A 19,092-nucleotide genomic window follows, 5' to 3' on the forward strand; every position below is an offset into this window, starting at 1 on the left:
CGTCACAATGAGTTTGGAAAGGGGCACTCACCGGGTATCTCAGGTCTTTTCAGCCCTCGATGACAAAACCGGCCAGCAGCCGGTCAAGGGCCGCCTTGACCCGCGCGACGGTCACGCCGCCCGTCCCGAGCCGATGGGCGAGCAAGGGCGCGGCGAGCGGCGCCAGCAACGCGTCGGCCAGACAGAAGGCGTCGGCCTCCGGGCGCGCCTGACCGATCAGCAGGGCCAGGTGCGCGTGATAGGCGTCGTAGGCGCCGCCGAACCGGGCCAGTGGCGCCGCCGTCTCGGCCATGAGCAGCAGGTCGAGCTGCTCGGCCGTCCGGTCCGTGAGCGCGCCCAGGAACGCCCTGGCCCGCGCGACCGGCTCCGCGCCGGGGCCCAGCGGCGGCGGGCCCTCGATGAAGGCCGCCTGGAACTCCCGCTCCCGCGCGTCGATCAGCGCGTACGCCAGCCCCGACCGGTCGCCGAACCGCCGGTAGAGCGTGCCGACGCCCACCCCGGCCGCCGCGGCCACCTCGGCCATCGACAGCCCCTCGACGCCGCGGGCGGCCACGATGCCCTCGGCCGCGGCGAGGATCTTGGCGCGGTTGCGGGCTGCGTCGGTGCGCTCGCGTCTCACGGTTCCCATCCTGGCATCGCTTGCATGCGGAACGCATTCCGCTTACGGTCTTAACCGGAACGCATTCCGCATAAGGAGGACGACATGACCCGCGAAGTGGCTCTTGTCACAGGGGGCAGCAGGGGGATCGGCGCGGCCGTCGCGCGGCGGCTGGCGGCCGACGGGTTCGACGTGGCGATCACGTACCGGAGCGCGGGCGACCGGGCGGCCACCGTGGTCAGAGAGATCGAGGCGGCCAGCGGGCGGGCGCTCGGCCTGCGCGCCGAGGCCGCCGAGCCGCGTGACCTGGTCGAGGCGGTGGAGCGCACGGTCCGCGAGCTGGGCCGGCTCGACGTGGTGGTGGGCAACGCGGGCATCGCGCCGTACGGGGCTCTGGAGGACGTGACGCTCGCCGAGGTGGACGAGGTGCTGGCCGTGCACGCGCGGGCGTCGTTCGTGCTGGCCCAGGCCGCGGCGCGGCACCTGAGGGCGGGCGGCCGGATCGTGCTCATCGGCAGCAGCCTGGCCGAGCGGGTGCCGTACGCGGGCTGGACGGCGTACGCGATGAGCAAGTCGGCGCTCGTCGGGCTCACCAAGGGCCTGGCCAGGGACCTGGGCCCGCGCGGGATCACCGCGAACCTGGTCAGCCCCGGCTCCACCGACACCGAGATGAACCCGGCCGACGGCCCCGAGGCCGACGAGGAGCGGCGCCACACCGCGCTGGGCCGCTACTGCTCGCCTGAGGACGTCGCGGCCGCCGTGGCGTACCTGGCGGGTGACGGCGGCCGCACGGTCACGGGCGCGACGATCCCGGTGGACGCCGGTGTGACCGCCTGACGGGCGATCAGAGGCAGGGGTTGGTGTTGCTGTCGACGACCTTGTCCTTGAGGGCGTCGGGGATCGCCGAGACGACGCGCACGCCGGGCCAGTCCTTGCCGATGATGAGCTGGATGACGGGGCCGCCGGGGTTCTTGACGGGCGTCTTGGCCTTGTACGGCTGGCTGGTGAGCGCCTTGACCTTGCCCTCCTCGGGCGTCCGCTTGTCCTTGGACAGCCGCCCGGCGACCGCGTCACCGTAGGCCGGGCCCTGGGCCGTGTCCTTCTTGGCGTAGCGGATCGACGTGGTCGCGGTCGTGGCGGCGTTGCCCACCTGCGTGACCACGAACCCCTGCGCGGCCAGCTCGTCGGCCACCTGCAGGGCCTTGCCCTGCTCGCCGGAGCCGTTGAGCACCTGCAGGCGCACCTGCTTGTTCTCGATCTTCGGCGCGCTGGACTTGCCCGGCGTGGGCACGGTCTTGACGTCGACGTCGTTGCGCACGTTCTCGAAGAAGTTCTTCGCGGACGGCTCGCTGAACTGCACCCGGTTCTTGTCGGCCGGGTAGGGCTCGGTGGGCACCGTGATGCCCTTGAGCTCCTTGGTCGTCAGACCCTTGACGCTGTTGGCGATCTCCAGCATCCGGTCGAGCGAGAGGCCGCTGTCGACGGTCACGGCGGAGACCGCGGCCTTGAGGAAGTTGTTGAGCGCGGCCGGGTCGGTGAGCAGGCCGCCGTCGGTGACCTTCTGCAGCACCTGGGTCAGGAAGACCTGCTGGCGCTGGATCCGGCTCAGGTCGCTGCCGTCGCCGAGCGCGTAGCGGGTGCGTACGTATCCCAGCGCCTGCTCGCCCTTCACCACGTGCTCGCCGGGGCCGAGCACGAGCTTGGCCTTGGGGTCGTTGACCGCCTTGGGCAGGCAGATCTTGATGCCGCCGATGGCGTCGATGATGCCCTTGAAGCCGGTGAAGTCGACCTTCACGAAGTGGTTGATCTTGATGTTGGTGAGCGATTCAAGAGTCCTGATCGTGCAGTCGATGCCGCCGTCGTTGAAGGCGGAGTTGATCTGGCGCAGCCCGCCGGCCAGCACGGCGCCGTTCTTGCCGGGGCACTCGGGGATCATGACCATGGAGTCGCGCGGGAAGCTGATCATGGTGGCGCCGTCCCGGTTGGGGGCGATGTGCAGCAGCATGATCGTGTCGGTGCGCTCCCCCAGGCCGATGGAGGTCGCGCCGTATTTCCTGTTGGTGCCGTCGCGGGAGTCCGACCCGACGAGCAGCACGTTGAGCGCGCCCGTGTCGGGCGGGCGGCTCGACCCGGCGTTGATCGGCACCCGCTTGAGGCCGCTCTCGATGTAGCGGTAGTAGCCGTAGCCGCCGAGCGTGGCGAGGACCAGCACGCCCGTCAGCACCACCGCCACCCAGCCGAGGGGGGTCAGGGGGTTGCGGCGGGGCGTGGAACGGCGCCTCTTCGGCTCCAGTGAGGGCGGCGATGGCGCGACCTGTCTGCCGAGAACCGCTTGGTCCTGTCGCTCTCTCACGCGGTTCACCCCTTGCGCCATGATCGCGAAGCATAGTCACCGATGGGAGGTGTGGAGGACATCTCCGGCTACTTCGCTCCTCCATACTCGCTGAGATTATGGCTCCAGGGGCACCTCTTCATCACCTCGCCCCAGCGAGGGCTCCATCCAAAGCCCGCGAATTCCAGGCGTCACCACGCGCGGTGACGCAATCATGACGTCATGTTGCTGACCGAGATGGCCCCGCCCCCCGGCGCCCAGGAGGTGGCCGGGCTGCGGGCCGGCGCCAGGACCGCGCGCCGCCGCGCCTTCGTCGCGCTCTGCGCCTCCATCGCGCTGCTGACCACCGTCCAGGTGCTCGCCGACCGGGCCACGACCAGGGAACAGGCGCTGCCGCTCGCCGTCCTGTCCCTGGCCCTCTTCGCCGCCGCTCTGCCCGCCCTGGCCGTCACCCAGTACGTCTGGGGCGCGCGGGCCCGGCGGCTGCGGCGGCGCGAGCGCGAACTGTACGCCGTCGCCCGCTCCGGCCGGACGCGCCCCCTGAGCCGCCTGGCGGTCGCCTGCGGCTGGGCGGCGACGCTGCTGCTCGGCTGGACCGTGCCACGGTTCTTCCGCGACGCCGCTCTTTATGGCTTCGCCGACGCCCTGAGCTGGGCCGTCGAGGCGCTGTCGGTGCTCAGCGCCGCCGCGGGGGTGTTGTTCCTCCTCTGGTGGGCACGGGACGCGGTGGGGATACTGGCGCGTGTCCTGCGCCCGGGAGGGTCACCTGGCGATCCATGGGATCCCGGCCACGGCACGCGTCCGCGAGAGGGCGCGGCGCTCTGGACGGGCGCGGCCGTGGCGGTCGCGGCCCTGCTCGGGGCCCGCGCCCACCTCTGGGAGCCGGCGACGGGGGTCATATACGCGTTGCTCACCGCCGCCCTCGTCTGCGGAGTAGTTACCGACGAGTAGCATGGGCGCGGAACCCCACATCTCAACGAGGAGCGAATCCGTGCCTTCCTCTCGTGACGTCGTGTTCGTCGACGGCGTGCGCACGCCTTTCGGCCGGTCAGGGCCGAAAGGACTGTACGCGGAGACCCGCGCCGACGACCTGGTCGTCCGCGTCATCCGCGAGCTCATCAGGCGCAACCCCGGGCTCCCGCCCGAGCGGGTCGACGAGGTCGCCATCGCCGCGACCACGCAGATCGGCGACCAGGGCCTGACCATCGGGCGTTCGGCGGCGGTGCTCGCCGGGCTGCCCAAGTCCGTCCCCGGTTACGCGATCGACCGCATGTGCGCGGGCGCGATGACCGCCGTCACCACGGTCGCGGGCGGCATCGCCTTCGGCGCGTACGACGTCGCCATCGCCGGCGGCGTCGAGCACATGGGCCGCCACCCGATGGGCGAGGGCGTCGACCCGAACCCGCGCTTCCTGTCGGAGAAGCTGGTCGACCCGAGCGCGCTGGTCATGGGCATGACCGCGGAGAACCTGCACGACCGCTACCCGTCGATCACCAAGGACCGGGCCGACGCATACGCGGTGCTGTCGCAGGAGAAGGCGGCCAAGGCGTACGCCGACGGCAAGATCCAGCCCGACCTGGTGCCGGCCGCGATCAGGACCGCCGAGAAGGGCTGGGGCCTGGCGGTCGAGGACGAGGCGCCGCGCCCCGGCACCACGATGGCGGGGCTGGGCGGGCTCAAGACGCCGTTCCGGCCGCACGGCCACGTGACGGCGGGCAACTCCTCGGGCATCAACGACGGCGCCACCGGGTGCGTCGTGGCCGCCTCCGACGTGGCGGCCGAGCTGGGGCTGAGCCCGAAGATGCGGCTGGTGTCGTACGCGTTCGCGGGCGTGGACCCCGAGGTCATGGGCGTGGGGCCGATCCCGTCCACGGAGCGGGCGCTCCGGCTGGCGAATCTCGATATTTCGGATATCGGGCTGTTCGAGATCAACGAGGCGTTCGCCGTACAGGTGCTGGCGTTCCTCGAACACTTCGGCATCGCCGACGACGACGCCCGCGTCAACGCCTACGGCGGCGCGATCGCCTACGGCCACCCGCTCGCCTCCTCCGGCGTGCGGCTGATGACGCAGCTCGCGCGGCAGTTCGGCGAGCGTCCCGACGTGCGTTACGGCATCACCACGATGTGCGTCGGCATGGGCATGGGCGGCACCGTGATCTGGGAGAACCTGGCATGAGCAACATGGACACCTGGCGGGCGCTGCTGAGCGAGCGCAACAGCGACGAGGTCGTCACCAAGGCGCTGGTGCGCGACGTGCGGTTGCCCTACGGGGCCGGCACGATGGCGCTGATCACGCTGGACAACGGCTTCGACCACACCAAGCCCAGCACGTTCGGCCCGCACGGGCTGTTCGCCCTGAACGGCGCGCTGTCGGAGATCGCCCAGCGCACCGACCTCGCGGCCGTGGGCGTGACCGGCAAGCCCTTCGTCTTCGCCGTCGGCGCCGACCTCAAGGGCGCGGCCTCGGTGACCTCCCGGGACGAGGCGCTGGCCATCGGCGCGCTCGGCCACCACGTCTTCCGGCGGCTGGGCGAGCTGGGGATCCCGTCGTTCGCGTTCGTCAACGGCGCGGCCATGGGCGGCGGGCTGGAGATCGCGCTGCACTGCGCGTACCGGACGATCTCGTCGGGCGTGCCCGCGGTGGCCCTGCCCGAGTGCTTCCTCGGGCTGGTGCCGGGCTGGGGCGGCACGCAACTGCTCCCCCGCCTGATCGGCCCGGCGAACGCGGTCAAGCTGATCATCGAGAACCCGCTGTCCCAGAACCGCATGATCAAGGGCAGGGACGCGTACGAGCTGGGCGTCGCCGACGCGATGTTCGAGCCCGCCGACTTCCTGGAGGAGTCGCTGCGCTGGGCCGCCCGCGTGGTCAACGGCGAGGTCACCGTGGAGCGGCCGGAGCACGACGGCTGGGAGAAGGCCGTCGGCGACGCGCGCTTCCTGGTGGACATGAAGCTGCGCGGCGCGTCGCCGGCGCCGTACCGGGCGCTCGACCTCATCGCGCTGGCCGAGACCGCCACCCGCGACGAGGGCTTCGCCGCCGAGGACGAGGCGCTGGCCGACCTGCTGATGAGCGACGAGCTGCGGGCCGGCCTCTACTCCTTCGACCTGGTGCAGCGCCGCGCCAAGCGCCCCGCCGGCGCGCCCGACCGCTCGCTGGCCCGCAAGGTCACCAAGGTCGGCGTGGTCGGCGCGGGGCTGATGGCCTCGCAGATGGCGCTGCTGTTCGCGCGCCGCCTGGAGGTGCCGGTCGTGCTGACCGACCTCGACCAGGCCCGGCTGGACAAGGGCGTGGCCTACGTCCACGGCGAGATCGCCAAGCTGCTCACCAAGGGCCGCGTCTCCGAGGACCAGGCCAACCGGCTCACGTCCCTCGTGAGCGGCTCCCTGACCAAGGACGCCTTCGCCGACGCCGACTTCGTGATCGAGGCCGTCTTCGAGGACATGGCGGTCAAGAAGCAGGTCTTCGCCGAGGTCGAGGCCGTGGTCTCGGCCGAGTGCGTGCTGGCCACGAACACCTCGTCGCTGTCGCTGACCGAGATGGGCTCCGGGCTGGCGCACCCCGAGCGGCTCGTCGGGTTCCACTTCTTCAACCCGGTCGCCGTCATGCCGCTGCTGGAGATCATCAAGGGCGCGGCGACCGACGACGCCACGCTGGCCACGGCGTTCGCGGTCGGCAAGTCGCTGAAGAAGTCCTCGGTGCTGGTCAAGGACGCTCCCGCGTTCGTGGTCAACCGGCTGCTCACCTGCTTCATGGGCGAGGTCGTGGCGGCCGTGGACGAGGGCACGCCGCTGGAGACGGCCGAGCACGCGCTCGACGGGCTCGGGCTGCCGATGACGCCGTTCGCGCTGCTGCAGCTCGTCGGCCCGGCGGTGGGGCTGCACGTGGCCGAGACGCTGCACGAGGCGTTCCCGGACCGCTACGGCGTCTCGGAGAACATGGGCAAGCTGGTCGCCTCGGGCAAGCCGGGCGTCTACCGCCCGGACTTCACGCTCGACCCGGAGGCGGTGGCCCTGTTCGCGGGCGGCTCGGCGCCGTCCACGGCCGAGCAGGTACGCGACCGCGTCCTTTCGGCCATGGCCACGGAGATCCGCATCATGCTGGACGAGGGCGTCGTCGCGGCGGCCCAGGACATCGACCTGTGCATGATCCTCGGCGCCGGCTGGCCGTTCCACCTGGGCGGGATCACGCCGTACCTGGATCGGGCCGGTGTCGCCCGGCCGCGCTTCCTCGCTCCTGGCGTGGCCTCCGTGCCTGCCTGAATTTCTTTACGGAGGCCCGCTCGGCGGGCCTCCGTCCTCTCTCCCCGGCTCCGTCGTAGCGTTCGGTACCGTCCTACGAACGGAGAGTTATCATGATGAGAGCAGCCGGCACCCTCGTGCTGTGCGGAGCCTTCCTGGTGGGCGCGTCGTCACCCGCCACGGCCGCCGCGCCGCCGCCCAAGGTGCAGCTCAAGATCGTCGACTCGGTCAAGGGCGGCCCGACGAAGACGGTCTGGCTCCACTGCGCGCCCATCGGGGGCACGCATCCCAGCGCACGCGCGGCCTGCCGCCTGCTGCAGCAGGTCAAGGGCGATCCGAGGCAGCTCAACGTCGCGCCCAACGCCTCCTGCACCCAGGAGGTCAAGCCGCACGCCGTCGTGGTGGTGGGCCGCTGGTTCGGCAAGCGGGTGCACTGGGCCAAGGTCTTCAGCAACGGCTGCGTCATGCGGGCGGCGACCGGCGCGGTCACGGCGCTCTGAAACCGGCGCGGGGGCCGTCGCCGGCCCCCGCGCTTCACCGTCTAGCGGCGGGCCTTCTGCCAGGGCGCCGCGTTCCTGCTGTTCCAGTAGCCGTACGACAGGTAGATGACGACGCCGATCAGCATCCAGGCCACGAACCGCAGCCACGTCTGCACCGGCAGGTTGAACATCAGGTAGAGGCAGGCCAGCACCGACACGATCGGCAGCACCGGGACCAGCGGCGCCTTGAACGCCCGCGGCAGGTCCGGCCGCGTGCGCCGCAGGATGACCACGCCGATCGAGACGACCACGAACGCGAACAGGGTGCCGATGTTCACCAGCTCGGCCAGCTCGCCGAACGACACGAACCCCGCCAGCGCCATCGTGACCACGCCGATGAGGATCGTGAGCCGGGCCGGGGTGCCGAACGTCGGGTGCACCTTGCCCAGCGAGCGCGGCAGCAGCCCGTCGCGGCACATGGCGAACAGCACCCGGGTCTGGCCCATCAGCAGCACGAGCACCACGGTCGTCAGACCGGCGATCGCGCCCACGCTGATGATCGCGGCCAGCCAGGACTGGCCCACCGAGATGAACGCGTCGGAGAGGGGCGCGGTCGTACTCAGCTCGCTGTAGCGCTGCATGCCGACGACGACGAGCGAGACGGCGACGTACAGGGCCGTGCAGATGGCCAGGGAGCCGATGATGCCGCGCGGGACGTCGCGCTGCGGGTTGATGGTCTCCTCGGCGGCGGTGGCCACGATGTCGAAGCCGATGAAGGCGAAGAACACGATGGCCGCGGCCGAGAAGACGCCCAGCACGCCGAACGCGACCGGCGTGATGCCGAACACCACCTGCATCAGCGGCGCCCTCAGCCCTTCCACGCGCGGCGTGGCCACCGGGTCGGGCACGAACGGCGTGTAGTTGGCGGTCTTGATGAAGAACAGCCCCGCCACGATGACCAGCAGCACCACCGCGATCTTCGTGATCACCAGGATCAGGTTGACCCGCGAGGACAGCTTGATCCCGGCCACCAGGATCGAGGTGAGGATGAGGACGATGAGGACGGCCGGGACATTCACCACGGGGTCCTCACCCGCGATGGCGGCCGGCAGTTCGAGACCTATCGAGGCCAGCATCGAGGCGAAGTATCCCGACCAGCCGACCGCCACCACGGCGGCGGCCAGCGCCAGCTCCAGCATCAGGTCCCAGCCGATGACCCAGGCGGGAAACTCGCCCAGGGTGGCGAAGGAGAAGGTGTAGGCGGATCCCGCCACGGGGATGGTGGAGGCGAACTCGGCGTAGCACAGGGCCGCGAGCCCGCACACGATGCCCGCGACGATGAACGAGACCGCCACCGCCGGTCCCGCCATCTCTTTGGCGACCTGCCCCGTGAGCACGAAGATTCCGGTGCCGACGATGACGCCGATGCCGAAGACCGTGAGGTCGGTGGCGGTCAGGCGCTTTCGCAGCTGGTGCTCGGGGGCTTCCGTGTCGCGGATCGACTGCTCGACGCTCTTCGTGCGAAAGATGTCCACGGTCAGCGATCCTTCCCATACCCTCGGTGATCATGCCGCCGCCGGGGTGGGATCAGCGATGATCCTGTTGCCGGCGGAGCAGGGCGGAATTACTTCCATGATCTGCTCGAAGCGCCGACCAGGCAAGACCTCGCCGTGATCGGGCCGTGATCGGGCCGCGGCGGTGGCCTCGACGGGCACCGCCGCGGCGCGGAAGGATCGGTGGCGGTGCCTTCGGCAGGCACCGCAGCGACTCGGAAGGGTCAGTGGCGGGCGGGCTCCGCGTCCGAGGTGCGCTTGGCGACCGCCTCGGTGATCTGGCGGGCGAGGTCCTGCCCGGTCAGGCCGATCTGGCCGAGGATCGCGGCCCGCTTGGCGTGGTCGAGGAACTCCTGCGGGATGCCGAAGGTGCGTACGGGCACGTCGACGTCGGCGTCGCGCAGCAGCCGGGCCACGGCGTCGCCCACGGCCCCCACGCGCCCGTTGTCCTCCACGACGGCCACCAGCTTGTGCGCGCCCGCCGCGAGCACGAGCGCCTCGTCGAGCGGCTTGACCCAGCGCGGGTCGACCACGGTGGCCGCGATGCCCTGGGCGTCGAGCAGGACGGCGGCGTCCATGCAGACCTGCGCCATCGGCCCCACGCCCACGAGCAGGACGTCAGGGTCCTCCTCGGGGGCGCGCAGCACGTCCATCAGGCCCAGCTTGCCCACCGGCTCGATCGACTCGGCCACCGGCCCCTTGGGGAAGCGCAGCACGGTCGGGCCGTCGGCGACCTCCACGGCCTCGCCCAGCAGCTCGGTCAGCCGGTCGCCGTCGCGCGGCACCGCGATCCTGAGCCCGGGGACGACCTGGAGGATCGACAGGTCCCACATGCCGTTGTGGCTGGCGCCGTCGTCGCCGGTGACGCCCGCCCGGTCGAGCACCACCGTGACCGGCAGCCGGTGCAGGGCGACGTCCATGAGAAGCTGGTCGAAGGCCCGGTTGAGGAATGTGGCGTAGACGGCCACGACCGGGTGCAGGCCGCCGAGCGCGAGCCCGGCGGCGCTGGTGAGCGCGTGCTGCTCGGCGATGCCGACGTCGTAGATGCGGTCGGGGTAGGCCTCGGCGAAGGCGTGCAGGCCGGTCGGGTGGAGCATGGCCGCGGTGATCGCGACCAGGTCGTCGCGGTCCTTGCCGAGCCGGACGAGCTCCTCGCTGAACACGTTGGTCCAGATGCGGCCCTTGGGCTTCTCCGCGCCGGTGACCCGGTCGAAGGCGCCGGGCGAGTGGAACTGGTCCTCGTCGTGGTTCTCGGCGGGCGTGTAGCCGCGGCCCTTCTGGGTGAGGGCGTGCACGATGACGGGGCCGCCGAAGTCGCGGGCCTTGCGCAGGGCCGCCTCCATGGCCTGCTCGTCGTGGCCGTCGATGGGGCCGACGTATTTGAGGCCGAGGTCTTCGAACATCACCTGGGGCGCCAGGACGTCTTTGACGCCCTTCTTGAAGCCGTGCAGGGCGTCGTACAGGACGGGAACGTTCCCGATCTTGTCTTTGACGTAGTCGAGCATGTCCTCGTAGCGGCGGTTGACCCGCAGCGAGGACAGATGGGAGGCCAGGCCGCCGATCGTCGGGGAGTAGGAGCGGCCGTTGTCGTTGACCACGATCACACAGGGCAGGTCTTTGACGGCGGCGATGTTGTTGAGCGCCTCCCAGGCCATGCCGCCGGTCAGGGCGCCGTCGCCGATGACCGCCACGGCCGTGCGGTCGCGCTCGCGGCGCAGCTTGAACGCCTTGGCCAGCCCGTCGGCGTAGGACAGGGCGGTGGAGGCGTGGGAGTTTTCGACGAAGTCGTGCTCGGACTCGGCCTGGCTGGGATAGCCGGACAGGCCGCCCTCCTGCTTGAGCGCCTCGAAGCCGGCGGCCCGGCCGGTGAGGAGTTTGTGCACGTAGGACTGGTGGCCGGTGTCCCAGATGATGGGGTCGTTCGGTGAGTCGAACACCCGGTGCAGGGCGATGGTGAGCTCCACCACGCCGAGGTTGGGGCCGAGGTGACCGCCGAACCTGGCGCAGGAGTCGACGAGCACATCACGGATCTCCCCCGCGAGTCGCGGCAACTCCTCGGCGGTGAGCCGTTTGACGTCCTGCGGTCCCTTGATCGAGCCCAGCAACCCGCTCACGGATGCGACTCCCCTCTGCTCTTTTGCGCGATCCATCGAGTCTAGTTCGCGGACGCATCACTGACTGCATCGAGTCAAATCCACCCACATATGTCCGATCTTGACCTAGTCTTTCGGAACATATGAACTCCGTCCCCAAAAGCAGAATCGCGACGCTTGTGGCCGCTGCGCTGGCACTTGCCCTGGCAGCGGCCGCTTTGGTGCTCGTACTGGCGGACGTGGCGGGGACCTCGTCGGAACCCGTCAGCGAAGCCCAGCAGCTCGAATCGCCGCCCTCGAAGGTCTCCGGCCAGAAGCGGTGGGGGGCGGCCGCCGCCGAGACACTGGCGACCAAGAACCCGCTCTACTCGACCGGCCGGCTCACCGACGTGAACTGCCGGCCGGGCGACCTGCCGGCGGGCAGCATGATCGCGTACCGGCGCTTCCTGACGCGGGTGACCGCCTGCCTGAACAAGGCGTGGGCCGCCCAGTTCCGCAAGGCGGACATGCCCTTCACCAAGCCGCGGCTGCGGATCATCACCAGCAAGGTCAAGACGCCCTGCGGTACGTGGAACACCGGCGCCGACGGGGTCTACTGCTCGACCGACCGCACCATGTACCTGATGATCAGCAAGGCGCAGCTCCGCAACCCGTTCCCGCTGGGCATCACCCGGCTGATCGCCCACGAGTACGGCCACCACGTGCAGCAGGTCTCGGGCATCTGGACCTACTACTGGGCCGCCAGGACCGCGGCGGGCAAGGCCAGGAAGCTGCAGCTCTCGCGCAACTCCGAGCTGCAGGCGGAGTGCCTGTCCGCGGTGTTCATGCGCACGATGGAGGGGACGACGCTGGTCACCGCACCCGACTGGGCGTACACGGTGCAGTGGTTCAAGAAGAACGGCGCCAGGGGCTGGCCGCAGAACGATCACGGCAAGGGGCCGACGCAGGCGGCGTGGATGACACGCGGGTACGGACGGGGCACTCCGGGCGCTTGTAACACCTGGGCGGCGAATCCCCGGAACACGCGCTAATCCGGCTTTACCTGGAGCTCCCTCTTCACTAACGTGCCATCTCATGCGTATCCCCCGATTGGCACTCATGGCCGGTGCCCTCGCGAGCGTGCTGTTCGCAGGCACCGCTCATGCGGCCACCGTCTCCGCGCCGGCGTACAAGCCGGTCTTAGCGAAGAACCCGATCTACAAGACGGGCAAGCTCGGCTACGACACATGTGACGAGCCCAAGGTCGAGCGCGGGACTCTGGAGGAGATCAAGAACCATTTTGAAGTCGTGCTCGACTGCCTCAACGAGGCGTGGGAGCCCGTGGTCAAGAAGGCCGGTTTCACCTTCAGCAAGCCCTCCGTACAGGTGATCACCAAGCCTGGCGCCCAGACCGGCTGTGGCCCGCACCCCGGGCCGCAGGGCTTTTCTTACGCGCAGGCCATGTACTGCCCGACCAACAAGAAGATCACCTTCCTGGCCACGGCCAATCTCGTCGAGGAAAAGAACGACCTGGCGCTGATGGCGAACCTGGCCCACGAGTACAGCCACCACATCCAGCAGCTCACGGGCATGATCGATGCCCTGACACCGTACAGCCGCAAGAACCAGGCCAAGTTCCTGGACGAGCGCCGCCGTCTCGAGCTCCAGGCCGAGTGCCTGGCCGGAGTCTTCATCGGCAGCGTGTGGCACTCGCTCCATCGTCAGGAGACCGACTTCACCTACCTCGTCAAGAACAGTGGCACCGGGCACGGCTTGTCCGTCATCGGCGTGGGCGGGAAGACCTCGGGCGAGCAGACGCACGGCAGCTCCACGAACCCCGGGCGCTGGCTCAAGCGTGGTTACGACACCGAGTCGGCGGGCGGCTGCAACACGTGGAAGGCGCCCAAGTCCCAGGTGTCCTAAATCACCACTTTGTGATCTAGGATCCGCGATCGTGCGCATATTTCGCGTAGCGCTGGCCATGTGCCTGATCGCGGGTCTTTCGCTGCCGGTCCCGGCCGGCGCCGCGGCCCAGGCGGCGCGGGGCGGGCTCTCCGGTGAGATGAGCGGCGAGGTGACACCCCAGACGTGTGCCATTCCCGAAATCCGGCTGGGGAGCGTCGCCTCGCTGAAGTCGTTCCACCGGGCGATGGCCGAGTGCGCCGACCGGTTCTGGGCCGCCAGGTTCGCGGCCGCCGGCCTCGCCTACAGCCCGCCCGAGGTCACGATCACCACGGGCGGCGACTCGGTCTGCGGGGCGATCACCAGCAGCGGCGCCCAGTACTGCCCCGAGCAGCGCACGATCGTGATCCGGATCATGAAGCACGATCTGCGGGACCCGTTCAGGATGAACATCGCGCACTCGGTGGCCCATGAGTGGGGACACCACGTGCAGCAGCTCATCGGGATACTGGACGCGCAGAGCGCCCTGTACGCGCCGGCCTCGGACGGCGCCCGCAAACTGCTGAGCCACCGGCTGGAGATGCAGGCCGAGTGCTTCGCCGGAGTCTTCTACAGCGCCACGCTCGAATCGATCAAGCCGGACATCGAGTGGCGGGACTGGATCGACGCGGTCCGGATGGCGGACGAGAGCGAGATCCACGGCAAGCCGCGCAATCTGGCGTTCTGGCAGGATCGCGGGTTCCGTGGCGGGGCCACCGGGTTCTGCAACACGTGGACGGCCCGCAAGAACAAGATCACTTGAGCGCCGTCGTCAGGCGTTGGCCCTGGCGAGGACTTCGAGCGGGTCGGACAGGACGTGCGCGAAGGCCAGTTCGGCGGCGCCGACGAGGGTGGCGGCGTCTCCCAGCGAGGACGTGCGCAGCCGCAGCCGCTCCCGCTGCGGCGCCATGGCGTGCAGGGTGAGCTGGGAACGTACCTGCGCCGCCGAGCCGAGGTAGATCTCCCTCAGCATGCCCCCGAAGATCACCATTTCCGGGTTGAAGATGTTGACCAGGTTCGCCACGCCCAGGCCCAGCCAGTCGCCGACCCGGCTGAGCGCCTCCTGGGCCACGATGTCGCCCCGGTCGGCCGCCTCCACGACGGCCCGCACCGCGTCCCGCCCCTGCTGCCCGTCCGGCCGCCCGGTTTGGACCCCCGTCTGGGCTCCGGTGTGGATCCCCGTCTGGACCGCGGCCTGGACCCCGGCTTGTACGCGGCCCGCCGACTCCAGCAGGGCCCGCTCCCCCACCTCCGCCTCCAGGCAGCCGTGCGAGCCGCAGCCGCAGGCCCGGCCGCCGGGGTTGACGACCATGTGGCCGACCTCGCCCCCGTAGCCGTCGTGGCCGCCGAGCAGGTGGCCGCCCGCGATGATCCCCCCGCCGATGCCGACGTCGCCGTGCAGGTAGATGAGGTCTCTGACGGCCGCGCCGACACCCCGGCTGTGCTCGGCGAGCGCGGCCAGGTTGGCGTCGTTGCCCACGCTGACCGGCAGCCCCAGGCCCAGCCTGCGGCCCAGCTCCTCGCCGAACGGCACCTCCTCGGCGCGCAGGTTGGGCCCGAACCTGACCACGCCGTCGGCCTTGCGCACCCCTCCGGACACGGCCGCCGCGGCGCCGACGCAGACCGTGTCGTCCCTGGTCTTGCGCCGCATCTGCCGGGCGAACGCGGACAGCGCGCCGGTGAGCTCGTCCAGCTCGAAGGCGCCGCGGTCGCGTACGGCCTCCCGGCGGTCGAGTATCACGCCGCCCAGCCCGACCCGGGCCACCGCCAGCCGGTCGGGGCTCACGTCGAAGGCGAAGACGTAGACCCGGGCCGACTCGGGGCGCACCACGAGCGAGGGCCGCCCGGCGCGGCCCGTCTCGCGCGGCAGCTCCTCGCGCACCAGCCCGGCGGCGGTGAGGTCGGAGGTCAGCGCCATGATCGTGCTGCGGTTGAGCCCCATCTTCGAGGTCAGCTCGGCGCGCGAGATCGGCCCGCCCAGGTGGACATGGCGAAGCAGCGCGCCGAGATTGTGGCGCCTGATGTCCTCTTGAGAGGGGCCGGCACGCATCGTCTGTGGTTCCTTCAGGGGCTGAGAGTCGCTGATCACCTTAGACCAGCGGCTGCCGCCCGCTTGCGAGCCAGGGCGTCGACACCCGCGGCCAGCAGCAGGACAGACCCTGTGACCAGGTATTTCACACTCGCCCCGTACCCCATCAGGCCCATGCCGTTCTCGATCACGGCCACCACGGCGCCGCCGAGCACGGCGTCCAGCACCCTGCCCTTGCCGCCGAACAGGCTGGTGCCGCCGATGACCGCGGCGCCGACCGCGTACAGCAGCACCGAGCTGCCGCCCGTGTTCGGGTCCACGGAGCTGGCCCTGGACGCGGCCACGATGCCGCCGATCGCGGCCATCGAGGAGCAGATCACGAACGCGCTGATCTTGATCCGGTCGACCGGGATGCCGGCTCGGCGGGCGGCCTCGGTGTTGCCGCCGACCGCGTACAGGTGCCGTCCGAATCCGGTACGGCGCAGCACCAGCGTCCACGCGACCAGCAGCACCAGGATGACCGGCACCACGATCGGCACGCCGGTGAGCGAGACGAGCGCGGGGTTGCGGCTGCGCTCCAGGTTGAGCGCCGCCACCGCGAGCCCGGCGAAGAGCGCCAGCATGCCGACGCGGAAGGCGATCAGCGACAGCGGGTCGGCCACCAGCCCGCGCTTGGCGCGCTTCCTGGCCCGCAGGAGCTGCACGCCCGCGAAGATCGCCACGCAGGCCGCGTACGCCGCCCAGCCGAGCCAGGGCGGCAGGTTCTTGTTGGCGATGGCGACGACCACGCTGTCGCGGATGGAGATGTTGGTGCCCTCGTCGACCAGCACCAGGACCAGGCCCTGGAAGGCGAGGAACGCGGCCAGCGTCACCACGAACGACGGTATGCCCACCTTGGCGACCAGTGAGCCCAGCACCGTGCCGATGATCACGCCGGTGAGGATGGCGGCCAGGATGCACACGTACCAGGGCAGACCTGCGTTGGTCAGTGTGACGGCGAGGACGGCCGCGCAGACGCCGCTGGCGAAGCCGGCCGACAGGTCGATCTCGCCGAGCAGCAGCACGAACACCAGGCCCATCGCGATGAGCGTGACGGCGGCGCCCTGCGTGAACAGGTTGGCGAAGTTGATCGCCGTGACGAAGGAGGGGCGGGCGACGGCGAAGACGGCGCAGAGCACGACCAGGCCGAGGACGGCGGGCAGGGCGCCCATGTCGCCGCCGCGTATCCGCTGGATGTAGGCGAAGAAGCTGTTCTTGATCGACGGGGCCTGCGTCGCCGCGACGATGGCCTCGCCGGGAAGTTCCTTGACCTTGCTCATGAGGTGACCCCGTTCTTGAGGCCCAGATCACCGCTGCGGCCGGAAGTGATCAGTTCGACGACCTGCGCGTGCGTCACGTCGGCGGTCTTGACCTGCGCGGCCATCCTGCCGAGGTAGAGCGCCGCGATCCGGTCGGAGACGGCGAACACGTCGTTCATGTTGTGCGAGATGAGCACCACGGCCAGGCCGGTGTCGGCCAGCCTGCGTACCAGTTCGAGCACCTGCGCGGTCTGGGCCACGCCCAGCGCGGCGGTCGGCTCGTCGAGGATGACGACCTTGCTGTTCCACAGCACGGCCTTGGCGATGGCCACGGTCTGCCGCTGCCCGCCGGACAGGCTGGAGACCTGCTGCCTGATGGACTTCACCGTACGGACCGACAGGCCGCTGAGGGTCTTCTCGGCGAGCTCCTCCATGCTGTCCTCGTCGAGCAGGATGCCGCTCTTGCGTTCCCTGCCGAGGAACATGTTCTGGACGATGTCGAGGTTGTCGCACAGGGCGAGGTCCTGGTAGACGATCTCGATGCCCAGCTCGCCCGCGTCGCGGGGGCTGTGCACGTGGACCTCGCGGCCGTCGAAGAGAAGCTGGCCCGAGTCGGTCGGATAGATGCCGCCGATGCACTTGACCAGCGTCGACTTGCCGGCGCCATTGTCGCCGACGAGCGCTGTGACCTCGCCGGCGTACGCGGAGAACTCGACCTTGTGCAGGACCTTCACCGGACCGAAGCTCTTGTCGATCCCGCGCACTTCAAGGAGGGGGGTCATGTGGCTCCCTAAAGGAGGTACGGCACGCGCTCGTGGCGCGGGCCGTACCTCTGAGTGTTAGCTGATTCCTGCCTCGGTGCACATCTTCGCGAAGTCACCCGTGCACAGTTCGTCCTTGGAGACGTAGCCGTCGGTCACCACGTCCTTGACGTTGTCGGCGTAGATGGCCTGCGGCTCCAGCAGCTCGGACGGGACGTCCTTGCCGGTCTCCGGGTCCTTCACGCTGCCGCTCGCCGTGGGCTTCTCGCCCTTGGCCAGCGCCACGGCGAGCTTGGCCGCGGCGTCGGCCTCCTTCTTGACGGCCTTGTACACGGTCATGCACTGGTCGCCGGCGAGGATGTTCTGCAGCCCCTGAACGGTGGCGTCCTGGCCGGTGACCGGGACCTTGCCGTTGAGGTTGTTCTTCTTCAGCACCGTGATGGCGGCGTTGCCGAGGCCGTCGTTGGCGGCCAGCACACCGGCGATCTTCGGCTGCTCGGTCAGCATCTGCTCGAAGAGCGTTCCGGCCTGGGTGTTGTCCCAGTCGGGCACCGACTGCTCGGGGCCCTTGACGTAGTCGCCGGAGTCGAACTTGGGCTTGAGCACGCCGTCGTACCCGCTCTTGAACAGCGTCGCGTTGTTGTCCGTCGGCGAGCCGTTCAGGTAGGCGACGATCGGCTTGTCGGCCTTCTTGTCGGTCAGGCACTTGCTCAGGCCCTCGCCCTGGAGGGTGCCGACCTTGGTGTTGTCGAAACTGACGTAGTAGGCGGCGTCGCCGCCGAGCGTCAGACGGTCGTAGTCGATGGTCGCCACACCCTGCGACCTGGCCTTGTCGATGACCGTCTTGCCGGTGCCGCTGTCCAAGTTCACGATCATCAGGACGGTGGCACCATTAGTGATCATCTGGTCGGCGATGGTCTGGAACGCCGTCTTGTCGTTCTGGGCGTTCTGAATGTCGAACTCGACGCCGGCGGCGGTGAACGCCTCCTGCAGGTACTTGCGGTCCGCCGTCTCCCACCGGGCCGAGGACTTGCTGTCCGGCAGGATGACGCCGATCTTGCCCGCCTTCGCCGCGGATGCCGTGGCGGAGGCGGTCGACGTGGTGGTCTGACCGCTGTCGCCCCCGCAGGCGGTGAGACCGAGGGCGAGCGCGGCGGCCGCGGCGGTCAGGCTGAGGATCCCCTTGCGCATAGTGCAGGGTCCTTTCTTCCGGAGGGGCCCGGATGAATGTTGTTTGCGGCAACGTATTCCGGTACGGCCTGCTTTGGAAGGGGGTCGAGTGCCCTAGTTTGTTGTTTCCGGTAACAATCCAGAAACGCCACCTCAACCTGCCCGACGCCTTACCGCTGTGCCTGTGATCCGTAGATGGCGGCTGTGCACGATGGATGGCGGGCGTTGATCTCGGTTCGGAATCATCGACGGCGTAGGTGCCGCCGCGCGATGGTCGTCACCGCCGGTGCGGGGCGTCAGTCTCCGACGAACCACAGATAGCGGTGTGGTGCCTCTTGGGCGAAGCCGCACAACTCGCGGAGCGCTTGGGCGAAGGCGTCGCTGATCAGCCCCGCGGGGAGTCGTGGTAGTTCCTCCAGCAGGGTATCGATCTGCCGATGATTGAAGATCGTGTCGCCATAGGGAATCAGATGGCCGAACATCGGAAACCGAGCCCGGTCGAGGTTGGCCAACGCATCGCTCCAAGGCAGGCCGTGTTCGGTCCTCGCCATGACCTCGGGCCCGTCGCCACGAACCTGAAGGTTGATCATCGGGCAAGGGTAGAGCCGCGGTGGCAGGAA

General features: G+C 69.8%; 17 protein-coding genes. 8 read left to right on the forward strand and 9 right to left on the reverse strand.

What is annotated here, in order from left to right:
- Positions 1–49: 49 nt before the first annotated feature.
- Positions 50–628 (reverse strand): TetR/AcrR family transcriptional regulator, encoded by a 579-nt coding sequence (locus C4V41_RS09265; RefSeq protein WP_103955334.1) that lies wholly within the window; start codon positions 626–628, stop codon positions 50–52.
- 75 nt (positions 629–703) lie between these two features.
- Here C4V41_RS09265 and C4V41_RS09270 point away from each other — a divergent pair, with 75 nt between their 5' ends.
- Positions 704–1,435 carry an SDR family NAD(P)-dependent oxidoreductase gene (locus C4V41_RS09270; protein ID WP_103955335.1) on the forward strand — a complete coding sequence of 244 codons (732 nt, stop codon included), beginning with the start codon at positions 704–706 and terminating at the stop codon, positions 1,433–1,435.
- 7 nt (positions 1,436–1,442) lie between these two features.
- Here the strand turns inward: C4V41_RS09270 and C4V41_RS09275 are convergent, their stop codons facing one another.
- The gene (locus C4V41_RS09275; protein WP_235029997.1) at positions 1,443–2,951 is read right to left on the reverse strand and encodes an LCP family protein; all 1,509 of its coding nucleotides are present in this window, start codon (positions 2,949–2,951) and stop codon (positions 1,443–1,445) included.
- 201 nt (positions 2,952–3,152) lie between these two features.
- Between C4V41_RS09275 and C4V41_RS09280 the strand changes: the two genes are divergently transcribed.
- The 4 genes from C4V41_RS09280 (at position 3,153) to C4V41_RS09295 (ending at position 7,669) form a co-directional block, all read left to right on the forward strand.
- Positions 3,153–3,881, forward strand: coding sequence for a hypothetical protein (locus C4V41_RS09280; RefSeq protein ID WP_103955337.1), 729 nt, complete (start codon positions 3,153–3,155; stop codon positions 3,879–3,881).
- 61 nt (positions 3,882–3,942) lie between these two features.
- Entirely contained in the window at positions 3,943–5,106 is a 1,164-nt protein-coding gene (locus C4V41_RS09285) for a thiolase family protein (RefSeq protein WP_235030046.1), read from the forward strand.
- Complete coding sequence (locus tag C4V41_RS09290) at positions 5,103–7,190, forward strand: 3-hydroxyacyl-CoA dehydrogenase NAD-binding domain-containing protein (RefSeq protein ID WP_103955339.1); 2,088 nt, start codon at positions 5,103–5,105, stop codon at positions 7,188–7,190. The genes C4V41_RS09285 and C4V41_RS09290 overlap by 4 nt, the downstream gene beginning before the upstream one ends.
- A gap of 92 nt (positions 7,191–7,282) precedes the next feature.
- A complete protein-coding gene (locus C4V41_RS09295) occupies positions 7,283–7,669 on the forward strand; it encodes an SSI family serine proteinase inhibitor (RefSeq protein ID WP_103955340.1) in 387 nt (128 codons plus the stop codon).
- Positions 7,670–7,710: 41 nt separating this feature from the next.
- Here C4V41_RS09295 and C4V41_RS09300 read toward each other — a convergent pair whose 3' ends face one another.
- Together C4V41_RS09300 and dxs are read right to left on the reverse strand one after the other, a co-directional pair.
- Entirely contained in the window at positions 7,711–9,183 is a 1,473-nt protein-coding gene (locus C4V41_RS09300) for an amino acid permease (RefSeq protein WP_103955341.1), read from the reverse strand.
- 242 nt (positions 9,184–9,425) lie between these two features.
- Positions 9,426–11,306, reverse strand: a complete 1,881-nt coding sequence (gene dxs / locus C4V41_RS09305) for a 1-deoxy-D-xylulose-5-phosphate synthase (RefSeq protein ID WP_235030047.1) — start codon at positions 11,304–11,306, stop codon at positions 9,426–9,428.
- 167 nt (positions 11,307–11,473) lie between these two features.
- On the opposite strand from dxs, the gene C4V41_RS09310 reads away from it, so the two are divergent.
- The 3 genes from C4V41_RS09310 to C4V41_RS09320 are packed head-to-tail and all read left to right on the forward strand — an operon-like array spanning position 11,474 to position 13,977.
- Positions 11,474–12,325 carry a neutral zinc metallopeptidase gene (locus tag C4V41_RS09310; protein WP_235029998.1) on the forward strand — a complete coding sequence of 284 codons (852 nt, stop codon included), beginning with the start codon at positions 11,474–11,476 and terminating at the stop codon, positions 12,323–12,325.
- Positions 12,326–12,368: 43 nt separating this feature from the next.
- Positions 12,369–13,196, forward strand: coding sequence for a neutral zinc metallopeptidase (locus tag C4V41_RS09315; RefSeq protein WP_103955344.1), 828 nt, complete (start codon positions 12,369–12,371; stop codon positions 13,194–13,196).
- 31 nt (positions 13,197–13,227) lie between these two features.
- On the forward strand, positions 13,228–13,977 hold the full coding sequence (locus C4V41_RS09320) for a neutral zinc metallopeptidase (RefSeq protein WP_146103597.1): 750 nt from the start codon (positions 13,228–13,230) through the stop codon (positions 13,975–13,977).
- Positions 13,978–13,986: 9 nt separating this feature from the next.
- On the opposite strand, the gene C4V41_RS09325 is transcribed toward C4V41_RS09320, so the two are convergent.
- The 5 genes from C4V41_RS09325 to C4V41_RS09345 form a co-directional block, all read right to left on the reverse strand.
- On the reverse strand, positions 13,987–15,264 hold the full coding sequence (locus C4V41_RS09325) for an ROK family transcriptional regulator (protein WP_103955346.1): 1,278 nt from the start codon (positions 15,262–15,264) through the stop codon (positions 13,987–13,989).
- 35 nt (positions 15,265–15,299) lie between these two features.
- Positions 15,300–16,562: a sugar ABC transporter permease gene (locus tag C4V41_RS09330; protein WP_103955347.1), complete on the reverse strand. Its 1,263-nt coding sequence runs from the start codon at positions 16,560–16,562 to the stop codon at positions 15,300–15,302.
- Positions 16,559–17,323 carry an ATP-binding cassette domain-containing protein gene (locus tag C4V41_RS09335; protein WP_103955348.1) on the reverse strand — a complete coding sequence of 255 codons (765 nt, stop codon included), beginning with the start codon at positions 17,321–17,323 and terminating at the stop codon, positions 16,559–16,561. Before C4V41_RS09335 ends, C4V41_RS09330 begins: the two co-directional genes overlap by 4 nt.
- Positions 17,324–17,380: 57 nt before the next feature.
- A complete protein-coding gene (locus C4V41_RS09340) occupies positions 17,381–18,493 on the reverse strand; it encodes a sugar ABC transporter substrate-binding protein (protein ID WP_103955349.1) in 1,113 nt (370 codons plus the stop codon).
- A gap of 275 nt (positions 18,494–18,768) precedes the next feature.
- Complete coding sequence (locus tag C4V41_RS09345; RefSeq protein WP_200823849.1) at positions 18,769–19,062, reverse strand: hypothetical protein; 294 nt, start codon at positions 19,060–19,062, stop codon at positions 18,769–18,771.
- Positions 19,063–19,092 lie beyond the last annotated feature (30 nt).

It is taken from the genome of Nonomuraea solani (genome assembly GCF_900108335.1).
GTDB classification, from domain to species: Bacteria; Actinomycetota; Actinomycetes; order Streptosporangiales; family Streptosporangiaceae; genus Nonomuraea; species Nonomuraea solani.